The sequence below is a fragment of the Flavobacterium sp. genome (assembly GCF_044368625.1).
Taxonomy (GTDB): Bacteria; Bacteroidota; Bacteroidia; order Flavobacteriales; family Flavobacteriaceae; genus Flavobacterium.
Genome location: NZ_JBIPPD010000114.1, coordinates 1 through 10,486 on the forward strand (window position 1 = coordinate 1; position 10,486 = coordinate 10,486).

Consider the following 10,486-nt stretch of genomic DNA (forward strand, 5'->3'; position numbering starts at 1 on the left):
CGTTCCGCTTTAAAATGCGCAATACAATTGGCTTCACTACTAAATTCGACTCCAAAACTAAAAATATTCATACCCAATAATTTATCTATCAAACAAATATACAAAAATATGAGCAATTACGGATATATATAAAAAAAATAAACTCCATAAAGATTGTTGGTGCTTTTAGATATAAGTCCATTTAAAAGCAAACTAAACAAAAATTCCAAACTAGACCTACACAAATAAAAAGTTTCAAGTATTTAAATTTAAATCAATAAACAAACAAACATGAACACAAAAAAATCAATTTTAACGTTGGCAACAATATTGTTTGCCTCAATTTCGTTTTCACAAGTAGGCATAGGAACAACTACACCTCAAAAATCATTGCATATAAACGGTACGCTCCAGATAACCTCAGAATTGAATGTTGGAGGAAATGCAAACACAGCGGGTAGTGCAGGCACTTCTGGACAAACACTAATTTCTCAAGGTGCAGGTCTTGCACTTGTATGGACATCAACCAACTCCGTTAAAGGTACGGTTGATTCTGCAACCTATGTACAAGGAACAAGCCAAGCAACAGTCGCGGCAGGTACCACCGCCGATGTTCCTGGAGCAACTGTAACACTTACAGTACCCACCGGCAGAACGCAAACTTTTCTATTTACAATTACTGGTTATGCAGTATCCCTTGGAACGGATTCGTCTCAAGGTGTTTTTAGTTTATTACAAAATAATGTAAAAATATCATCTGCATATACTTCAAAAGTGGGTAACTCACCAGGAGGATTAACAAGTCTCCCTGTTCCTGCAACACTATTGAAATCAGTAACGCTATCAAGCGGAACTTATACATTTAAAGTGCAATATTCCGCTGGTTTGGTAGCGCTATCGTTAATTATGTTCCTTCAATATATGCAGGGTATAATGGAGATACCGAAGCAATGTTGACCAAAATGCAGGTACTTGTATACAACAACTAGTACTGATTTATTATTTTAATGTGGTACTAATTTTATCCGTAAAAAACACAATTGTATTAATCGTTTCGACAAAAAAGCCAGTTATTTATACCTCTAAATAATTGGCTTTTTTATTTGTCCGATCCACATCAAAATACCCGATTATCGAATGTTCGTTGTGCCAAAATTCGAGATTCATCAATCCGCTTTTATTTCTATAATTCCTGTTTTTATAATATGCCACCGAGGAGGGAAAACCATCTTCGCAAAGTCTGGAGATTTCGCAACAAACTAACATTTGATTCCGTAAGGTGAAATCCAGAAATAAACGCTGTATCGCAATGCCTTCGGTAGATGTATTGGTGTTGACATCAGTTAATTTATGGCTGCGCGGGATTTTGCGTTAGTGATAGTAGTGGAGCTCTCTCGATTTTTTATCGAGAAGCGGGAACGAATAGCACGACCCGTAGGGAAACGCCCAAAAAAATAGAGCATTAGATGGATAGAATTTTGATTGTTTTTAACGTTTGAAATTGTCATTGCATTTGAAATTGTATCTTTGCCAAAACTACAACCCTACACAATGAAAAACATACTCATAGCCCCCTCGGTGCTTGCCGCCGATTTTGCCAACTTGCAGCGCGACATCGAAATGATTAACAATAGCGAAGCCGACTGGTTTCATATTGATGTAATGGACGGGCATTTTGTACCGAATATTTCTTATGGAATGCCAGTGATTCAGGCGATAAAAAAACATGCAACTAAACCATTGGACGTGCATTTGATGATTGAAAAACCCGAGAGGTACATCGAGGAATTTGCAAAAATTGGTGCGGATATTATTACCGTACACTACGAATCGACGGTACATTTACACAGAACTTTGCGTCAAATAAAAGCAGCTGGTTGCAAGGCAGGAGTGGTTTTAAATTTGACTACTCCAGTTTCAGTATTGGAAGATATTTTATCAGAATGTTATATGGTATTGATTATGTCGATAAATCCTGGATTTGGAGGGCAAAAATTTGAAGCAATAACGTATCAAAAAGTGCGTAAATTGCGCCAGATGATTGATGATCAGGGCTTAGACACGTTAATCGAAATTGACGGCGGCGTGACGGATCAAAATGCGAAACAACTGGTTGAAGCCGGTGCAAACGTGCTGGTTGCCGGTAGCTATGTTTTTAACGCAGTCGACCCTGTACAAACCATTCGGGAATTGAAAAAAACATTGAGTTAGACATGAAAAAAATACTGGCTTTATTGATTTTTGTCTTTGCTTCCTGCTCGACGTCGATCAATGAAAAAGAAGAGACCGACTTAGTCATTCGAGCAGCCGATATCTCGTCGTTGCCTACAATTGAAACTACTTCAACCACTTTTTATCATAATAATAAAGCTGAAAATGTGGTTACCACTCTAGCGAATGCCGGATGCAATTACGCGAGGTTACGGGTTTGGTTTGCTCCAGAAAACAATGCATCGAGCTTGGCAGAAGTAAAAGTATTGTCCGAACGTGTCCGTAAATCAGGGATAAAAGTTTGGATTACTGTGCATTATTCTGATACGTGGGCGGATCCTGGACATCAAGAAAAACCAGCAGCTTGGACTAGTATGAATTTTGCACAACTCAAAACAGCCGTTTATAATTATACCACTTTGTTGATGAACGAATTAAAACCAGAGATCATCCAAATAGGCAATGAAACCAACGATGGAATGCTGTGGCCAGAAGGCAAAATATCAACAAATGAAATGCAATATTTAGCACTTACCCAAACGGCAGTTGATGCCATACGAACCACATCAACGAAAACCAAAATTATGTTGCATTTTGCAGGAATTTCAGGAGCCGATTATTATTTTAACAAAGTCAAATCAATTGATTATGATTACATCGGCATTTCGTATTATCCTTTATGGCATGGTAAAAGCTTATCAAATCTAGAAAACACCTTGAATCAACTTGCAGCGACTTACGAAAAAAAAGTAGTAATTGCCGAAACTGCCTACCCATTTACGCTAGGTTATAATGATTATACCAACAACATTGTTGGCCTAGAAAACCAATTAATCCCGGGATTTGCAGCTACTGCTGAGGGACAACACGCTTTTTTAATGGCTTTGAAAAGCGTGACCGACCGAAGCTCCTCTATTATTGGCTATTGCTATTGGGAACCGCAGTTGGTTGCGTTTCGTGGACCTACTTCTAACCAAGGCTCTCCGTGGGAAAATCAAGCTTTATGGAATTTTGAAAACAAGAGTTTGCCAGCACTTGAATTTTTTTCTGAGTAAATTTGTGGCGCACCATTTTAATCGAAACATGATTTTTTTAGTTTTGAAAATTAATCATTCTCCTTACGTGGTGGAATAATTCGGGGTAACGGTGTTGGAATTCTTTTGGTGTTTCAAAAAAATGTTCTAATAAAACCGCCAGAAATTCAAATTCGTTTTGAAAGGCATAATCCCTGAAATATTGGTCGTTCATCATTTTTTGTCGGAAAGATTGGTTTTCGAGATAGGTTAAAATGGCATTGAACTCGTCGATAAAAATCACATCGCTGGAATATTGTCTTTTTTTTGCTCCAAAATGCAAGGCGTGGGTGAATTCATGCAAACCGAGATTGATGTTATTATCCGTAATTTGATGTCCTGATAAAAAATCATTCCACGAGAATACAACTGCTTTAAGTTTTGGGTTGAATTCTCCTTTGTGGTATTCTTGATTCACCGTCGAAAAGTAGATGTTGGGATAGAGAATGATTTTATCGAAAGTCGTGGTCAAATATTGCCGCATCCCGAAGGACAGCATAACATAAGTTCCCGCTACAATCATTTGAACTTTATCATCATCTACCGAAATTTCATTACCAATAAATTGATACCGACTCAAAAAAGTGCTTACCCTGTGTTCAAAATACTTTTTTCGTTTCTCGGAAAGTCGGCTATAAAAGTTAAATTCCCTACGTAAAACGGCTATTTGCGGTTCAGAAAGTTTTTTAGGAAAAGGATAATAGTGAACGTATATGGGTTTTTTGAAAAGTAAAATATGAAACGGTTCGACCACCAGTTTAAATAGAATTAAGACAGTCAATACCACAAAGATAAGTGCCAAAATAACTGCTATTAATTCAACATTATTCAAAGGAAAAATTTTAAATTAAAAAAAGGGACATAGTGTCCCTTAAAATTTGTGACCTCGACAGGATTCAAACCTGTAACCCTCAGAGCCGAAATCTGATATTCTATTCAGTTGAACTACGAGGCCTTTTTTATTTGTGAGTGCGAATTTACAATAAAAATCCTTAAGATAAAAGCTTTTTTACGATTGTTGATATAGTTTTTCCGTCGGCTTTTCCGGCTAATTCTGCGGAGGCTAGCCCCATGACTTTACCCATTGCCGCCATTCCTGAAACGCCGCTTTCTTGGATAATTCGTGATAGGACTTCTTCGATTTGTGTTTCGCTCAACTGTTCGGGCAGGAACTGCTCAATTACAGCAGCTTGGGCTATTTCTGGTTCGGCCAAATCCGGACGATTTTGATTGATATAAATCGCAGCACTTTCGCGACGTTGCTTGATCAATCGTTGCAATATTTTTATTTCTTCCTCTTCAGTAATAGGTTCTTTAGATCCTGTTTCTGTTGATGCCAATAAAAGTGCTGATTTAACCGCTCTTAAAGATTCCAATGCCATAGCATCTTTGGCACGCATTGCAGTTTTTATTTCGTCCATTATTCTTTCGGAAAGACTCATAGTATTTTGTTTTTTTGATCGAAAGCGAAGGTAAAAAAAATAACCCGAAAAAATAGTTTTTCGGGTTATCAAAGTTTGGTTTGAGTTAATTAATCGACATTGTCATGGAGAAATGAATTGTTGGAACGCAACTGGATGTCGTCGTTACTATCTATTCCTAATGAAGTGCGCGATTTATTGTTGTGATTTGGCGTAGATAAATCGACTCCAAAGCGCTTGTAAGCAGGCTCTTTTTCGTATTCGTCTACACGCGAGGGGTTGTTGTGAAACTTGTAATTGAATTCTTTCAACTTTCTACGACGCTCGTCGGCCCGCATTCGCAATGCTTCTTCGATTGGCATTTCGGATGGTGCTAATGATTCGTAGCTCGTATCAAAAGCTTTAGTTTCGTTAACTCTCATCGTGATTTTTAATTCTTCTCGTTCAGGCTCGGCTACTTTATCCAATGGTTTTGATTCCAATAAAGTATTTTCCAATTCCATATATTCTTCCAACGAATACCGAATCACGCCATTTTTATTTACCTCGGTTATCGGAACTACTTGAACTGCTTTATTCACTTCGATGTTACGCGTTTCGTGGGTCAAATCGAAAATAGCACGTTCTTCCTCTTTTTCAATTGATTGTTTTGCAATAGGCAAATCAAAAGAAAAAGTAGGTTCTTTTCTTTCATTTACTACAAATTCAACATCGCGAACAAAAATTTCTTTTACTTCTGGTGCCGTAAAATAAAACTCGGCTTCGGCTTTTGCAGGTGATACGATTTCAAAAGTTACGTCTAAATTTTTAATAAATTCGGTTGTTGGCACTAAATTGTATTCAAACTTTGGCTCTTCAATAACCTGATTTTCAATCGTAAAAAGAGGCCCGTTTACCTTTACTTCTTCAACCGTTTCTGTTTCAAAAGAAAAAGTAGGCTGCGTAACTAAAGGTGCGAATTCGGCTACAATTTCTTGAACTACTTGCGCTTTAGGTGCTTCGTCTTCCATTAAATCATGGATGATTACCTCCTCATTTTTTGCATTTGAAATGGGTTGCGAAAAATTAAACGATTCAATCACATTTTGCGTCAAGTTGTGCGTCAATCTTTGCTCATCTTCTAACGAATGAATTATTTTTTGTGGTGCTGTATTTACAATTTCATTTTGTTGTTCAACATTAAAACCCGTTGCGATAATGGTAACTGCTACAGCGTCTCCCAATGTTTCATCTTCGCCAACACCCATAATAATATTGGCATTGTGTCCAGCTTCTACTTGAATATGGTCGTTGATTTCGCCAATTTCGTCAATGGTAATTTCATTGGTACCCGAAACGATAAGCAACAATACGTTTTTGGCACCGGTAATTTTATTGTCGTTTAATAATGGCGAATCCAAAGCAGAAATAATCGCTTCTTTGGCTCTTGATTCACCACTCGCGGTAGCCGATCCCATGATGGCTGTTCCGCTATTGGACAATACGGTTTTCGCATCCTTTAAATCGATATTTTGCGTGTAATGGTGTGTAATTACTTCGGCAATTCCTCGAGAAGCGGTCGCCAAAACCTCATCGGCTTTTGAGAAACCCGCTTTGAAACCCAAGTTTCCATACACCTCTCTAAGCTTGTTGTTATTAATCACAATCAACGAATCGACTTGCTTACGCAAACGCTCTACACCCAACAAGGCTTGTTCTTGACGTACTTTCCCTTCAAATTGAAACGGGATGGTAACAATTCCAACGGTCAATATATCGCGTTCTTTGGCCAATTGAGCAATAACTGGTGCAGCACCCGTTCCTGTTCCGCCACCCATTCCTGCGGTAATAAAAACCATTTTTGTGTTGATGTCCAACATTTTTTCGATTTCAGCAATACTCTCGATTGCAGATTGCTGACCCACTTCTGGATTGGCTCCTGCTCCAAGTCCCTCGGTTAAGTTTACACCTAACTGAATTTTATTTGGCACTGAACTGTTTTGAAGCGCTTGCGAATCGGTATTGCAAACGATAAAATCGACACCTTTAATACCCTGTTTAAACATGTGGTTGATGGCATTACTTCCGCCGCCACCTACACCTATTACTTTAATAACGTTTGATTGGTTTTTAGGTAAATCAAATGAAATACTTCCAAAATCTGAGTTGCTTGTCATATTATTGGTATTTAATTTTTTTATTTATATTCTTTTTCTAGCTTTTCTTTTTATTATTCTGCGTTATCCAAAAAGTTTTTGATTTTGTCCAAATATTTATCAAAAAACGATTTTGAAATTCTGCTTTGAGTCGACTCAGGTTTGCTTTGTCCTCTTACATGTAAGGGCTGTTCTTCTACCTCCTCTACTTCTTCTATGTATGCACTTGCTGCAACAACTGGTGCTCGATAAACGGTTTTCGCTTCGACAATCTCGGGTTGATCTTTAACCGCACTGTTTGTTCCGTTTTGAATACTGTTCATGACCAAACCTACCGCAGTGGCATACATAGGACTTGATATTTCTTCATCCGAGTTACCCGCCAAATGTTCGTTTGGATATCCAATTCGAGTATCCATTCCGGTAATGTATTCAACCAATTGTTTGATGTGCTTCAATTCTGATCCACCACCGGTCAAAACAATTCCGGCGATTAATTTTTTACGAGGATCTTCGTGTCCGTAGGCTTTGATTTCGGCGAAAGCCTGTTCGATAATTTCCAACACGCGTGCATGGATGATTTTCGACAAGTTTTTGAGCGAAATTTCTTTGGGTTCACGACCTCGCAATCCTGGAATCGAAACAATTTCGTTATCTCTGTTTTCGCCTGGCCAAGCACTTCCAAATTTAATTTTCAGTAATTCGGCTTGTTTTTCGATAATGGAACAACCTTCTTTAATATCGTCTGTAATAACATTACCACCGAAAGGAATTACTGCTGTATGGCGTATAATTCCGTCTTTAAAAATGGCCAAATCAGTTGTACCGCCACCAATATCAATCAATGCTACACCGGCTTCTTTTTCTTCTTGACTTAAAACCGCATCGGCAGAAGCCAAAGGTTCTAAGGTAATTCCGGACAGCTCAATTCCCGCGCTTTGAATGCAACGCCCCACATTTCGAATCGAAGAAGCTTGTCCTACCACAACGTGAAAACTGGATTCCAATCGACCGCCGTACATTCCAACAGGTTCCTTGATTTCTGATTGTCCGTCAATTTTAAACTCCTGCGGCAAAACATGAATAATTTCTTCTCCCGGAAGCATTGCTAATTTGTGTACTTGATTGATTAGCAACTCAATGTCTTTATCGCCGATAACTTCTTCGGCATTATTCCGACTGATGTAATCGCTGTGTTGCAAGCTGCGAATGTGTTGACCTGCAATTCCTACCACAACGTCCTTAATTTTGTAGCCCGACTGACTCTCTGCTTCTGCAACTGCCAACTGAATGGATTGAATCGTTTGGGTAATATTATTTACCACCCCGCGAGCCACTCCAAGGCTTTTGGCTTTGCCAATTCCTAAAATCTCTAATTTACCATATTCATTTTTCTTGCCTATCATTGCAACAATCTTTGTTGTTCCAAGATCTAACCCTACGGCAATCATTTCTTTTTCCATATTCCTTCTATTTAGTACACACCACTTGTTGCGTAAACTTGAGATTTATTATTTTGTACGTATCGATCAATGTATCGTGAACCGCTTTTTGAAAAAACGCTTTATAATTATCAAATTTTCGTACCACTTCGACTGTTTTACCAAATTCGATTTCGTAATTGTAATTTCTATTCGTCATTCTAAGGCTTCCACTAGGCAAAATTTCGATTCCTGTGATGTTTTTTTTTAAAAAATCATCGTTGTATATAAACCACAACAATTCGAAAATTTCCTTTCGATTTTTATCGGAAATCTCACCTAAAACAAGCGGTAATCTCGCAGTTTGGACAGCAGACAAAGGCATTGTATTCCCTTTACTATCAATGTAAAAAGAACCTTTTTCACTAAAAACACGGGCAATTGGCGTTCGCTGAGTGACCACTGCTTTTAGAACGCCGTCAATACTTATGAACACTTCCGACTTTTGAATCATGTCGTGATCATTGAGTATTTTTTCCAAATCATTCAAAACTACTTTATCTTTACCAATAGTTTTCAACTGTTGTCCATTTTCTATTAACAATTTATTAACCGTTTCATAGCCGACATAAAGGGCATCATTGTTTACAAATTCAACGATGGTTTTCTTGGTTTTTCGCGCTTCATTTCGCTTGGACGTAAAAGCATACAAAAACACCACCAACCCGAATATGAGTAGCAAACGCAGATTGACCCAAATGTTGTTCCAGTTAAACTTTTTCATTCAATGCTTTTTTTATACTCGGTACCAAAACCCCAATATCACCTGCTCCAATTGTTACAAAAACCGTTGCGGTACTTTTTGCTATTTCGCTGATTAAATCCGACTTATTGACTACTTTTTTATCCGTATTGGTCATCATATCCAGCAACCAATTCGACGTAACTCCTTCGATAGGTAACTCACGGGCGGGATAAATATCTAACAATAAAACCGAGTCGAATGCCGATAAACTTTTAGCAAAATCAGCGGCAAAATCACGCGTTCGGCTGAACAAATGCGGCTGAAAAATCGCCAATACTTTTTGTCCAGGATACAGTTCAGAAACAGCTTGATGTACGGCATTTATTTCGGTTGGATGATGGGCATAATCGTCGATGTACACCAATTTTTCAGTTTGAATTTGATACGAAAAACGCCTTTTGATTCCTTTAAATGAAGCCAAAGCTTTCTTGGAATCGTCGTCCGAAACGCCGTATATTTTTGCCATAGCAAAAGCCATCAAAGCGTTTAGTAAATTGTGTTTTCCCGGCAATCCAAATCGGACATCTTTAACGATTTCGTTCTTTGTTTTAATATCAAAAACATAAGTGCTTTTCTCAATTCGGATATTTATTGCTTGAAAATTTGCTTGTTCATTAATACCTACAGTTGTTCCTTTTAAAGGAAGATGGGTGGTTACAAGCAAATGGTTCGGGTTTTCAATTTTAGATGCAAACTCTTCAAACGATGCTTCAATTGCGGCACTGTTGCCATAAATATCCAAATGATCGGCATCCATCGAAGTTATACACGCAATATTGGGATGCAAATGCAAAAACGAACGATCAAATTCGTCGGCTTCCACAACCGTAACTGTGGTTCCATTACCCACTAAATTTGAATTATAATTTTCTAAAATTCCACCTAAAAAAGAGGTTACATCCACACCGCTTTGATACAATATATGGGCAAGTATTCCGGAAGTTGTGGTCTTTCCGTGCGTTCCTGCCACAGCAAAACAGAACGTATTTTTAGTGATAATTCCCAAAACGGCCGCTCTTTTTTTAACTTCAAAATTTTGTTCGATAAAAAAATTCCACTGTGAATGCGAGACTGGCACTGCGGGAGTAATTACGACTAATGTGTTTTCTTGAACAAAACCGACTGGTATCAAATCAATTTGATCTTTAAAGTGAATCGAAATACCACTTTGAACCAATTCGTCTGTCAACTCGGTTTGCGTTTTGTCATAACCCGCTACGTTTTTACCCAAGGCGTGAAAATACCGTGCCAAAGCACTCATTCCGATGCCTCCGATGCCGATAAAAAACACGTTTTGGATTTGATTTAAATTCATTTTTAATTTCAATTTCAAAATTCAGTTTCAATTACAAGTTGAATTTTGAGTTAGTACTATTTTTATATTTTATGCGTTTTTTAGATTCTTCAGAAACACTAGATGTTCCTCACCTTTATCAACTTC

General features: G+C 37.9%; 9 protein-coding genes and 1 tRNA gene. 3 read left to right on the top strand and 7 right to left on the bottom strand.

The window, feature by feature from the left end:
- Positions 1-270 precede the first annotated feature (270 nt).
- The 3 genes from ACIQ2X_RS09700 to ACIQ2X_RS09710 all read left to right on the top strand — a co-directional run bounded on the left by ACIQ2X_RS09700 (position 271) and on the right by ACIQ2X_RS09710 (position 3,245).
- On the top strand, positions 271-936 hold the full coding sequence (locus ACIQ2X_RS09700; RefSeq protein ID WP_396178732.1) for a hypothetical protein: 666 nt from the start codon (positions 271-273) through the stop codon (positions 934-936).
- A 594-nt stretch (positions 937-1,530) separates the two neighbouring features.
- Positions 1,531-2,190 carry a ribulose-phosphate 3-epimerase gene (rpe, locus tag ACIQ2X_RS09705; protein WP_396178733.1) on the top strand — a complete coding sequence of 220 codons (660 nt, stop codon included), beginning with the start codon at positions 1,531-1,533 and terminating at the stop codon, positions 2,188-2,190.
- 2 nt (positions 2,191-2,192) lie between these two features.
- Positions 2,193-3,245 carry an arabinogalactan endo-beta-1,4-galactanase gene (locus ACIQ2X_RS09710; protein ID WP_396178734.1) on the top strand — a complete coding sequence of 351 codons (1,053 nt, stop codon included), beginning with the start codon at positions 2,193-2,195 and terminating at the stop codon, positions 3,243-3,245.
- A 37-nt stretch (positions 3,246-3,282) separates the two neighbouring features.
- Here the strand turns inward: ACIQ2X_RS09710 and ACIQ2X_RS09715 are convergent, their stop codons facing one another.
- The 7 genes from ACIQ2X_RS09715 to murC form a co-directional block, all read right to left on the bottom strand.
- On the bottom strand, positions 3,283-4,095 hold the full coding sequence (locus ACIQ2X_RS09715; RefSeq protein ID WP_396178735.1) for a zinc-dependent peptidase: 813 nt from the start codon (positions 4,093-4,095) through the stop codon (positions 3,283-3,285).
- A 49-nt stretch (positions 4,096-4,144) separates the two neighbouring features.
- Positions 4,145-4,218, bottom strand: a tRNA-Arg gene (locus tag ACIQ2X_RS09720).
- 37 nt (positions 4,219-4,255) lie between these two features.
- Positions 4,256-4,705, bottom strand: coding sequence for a GatB/YqeY domain-containing protein (locus ACIQ2X_RS09725; RefSeq protein ID WP_396178736.1), 450 nt, complete (start codon positions 4,703-4,705; stop codon positions 4,256-4,258).
- Between the two features lie 89 nt (positions 4,706-4,794).
- The gene (ftsZ, locus tag ACIQ2X_RS09730; RefSeq protein WP_396178737.1) at positions 4,795-6,840 is read right to left on the bottom strand and encodes a cell division protein FtsZ; all 2,046 of its coding nucleotides are present in this window, start codon (positions 6,838-6,840) and stop codon (positions 4,795-4,797) included.
- Between the two features lie 53 nt (positions 6,841-6,893).
- Positions 6,894-8,282, bottom strand: a complete 1,389-nt coding sequence (gene ftsA / locus ACIQ2X_RS09735; protein ID WP_396178738.1) for a cell division protein FtsA — start codon at positions 8,280-8,282, stop codon at positions 6,894-6,896.
- 7 nt (positions 8,283-8,289) lie between these two features.
- On the bottom strand, positions 8,290-9,024 hold the full coding sequence (locus ACIQ2X_RS09740) for a cell division protein FtsQ/DivIB (RefSeq protein ID WP_396178739.1): 735 nt from the start codon (positions 9,022-9,024) through the stop codon (positions 8,290-8,292).
- Positions 9,011-10,360: a UDP-N-acetylmuramate--L-alanine ligase gene (murC, locus tag ACIQ2X_RS09745; protein ID WP_396178740.1), complete on the bottom strand. Its 1,350-nt coding sequence runs from the start codon at positions 10,358-10,360 to the stop codon at positions 9,011-9,013. The genes ACIQ2X_RS09740 and murC overlap by 14 nt, the downstream gene beginning before the upstream one ends.
- Between the last annotated feature and the right edge of the window lie 126 nt (positions 10,361-10,486).

Bases quoted from the DNA above. Each gene is read 5' to 3' on its own strand.
- ACIQ2X_RS09700 (WP_396178732.1), top strand. From the start codon at position 271: ATGAACACAAAAAAATCAATTTTAACGTTGGCAACAATATTGTTTGCC.
- rpe (WP_396178733.1), top strand. From the start codon at position 1,531: ATGAAAAACATACTCATAGCCCCCTCGGTGCTTGCCGCCGATTTTGCC.
- ACIQ2X_RS09710 (WP_396178734.1), top strand. From the start codon at position 2,193: ATGAAAAAAATACTGGCTTTATTGATTTTTGTCTTTGCTTCCTGCTCG.
- ACIQ2X_RS09725 (WP_396178736.1), bottom strand. From the start codon at position 4,705: ATGAGTCTTTCCGAAAGAATAATGGACGAAATAAAAACTGCAATGCGT.
- ftsZ (WP_396178737.1), bottom strand. From the start codon at position 6,840: ATGACAAGCAACTCAGATTTTGGAAGTATTTCATTTGATTTACCTAAA.
- ftsA (WP_396178738.1), bottom strand. From the start codon at position 8,282: ATGGAAAAAGAAATGATTGCCGTAGGGTTAGATCTTGGAACAACAAAG.
- ACIQ2X_RS09740 (WP_396178739.1), bottom strand. From the start codon at position 9,024: ATGAAAAAGTTTAACTGGAACAACATTTGGGTCAATCTGCGTTTGCTA.
- murC (WP_396178740.1), bottom strand. From the start codon at position 10,360: ATGAATTTAAATCAAATCCAAAACGTGTTTTTTATCGGCATCGGAGGC.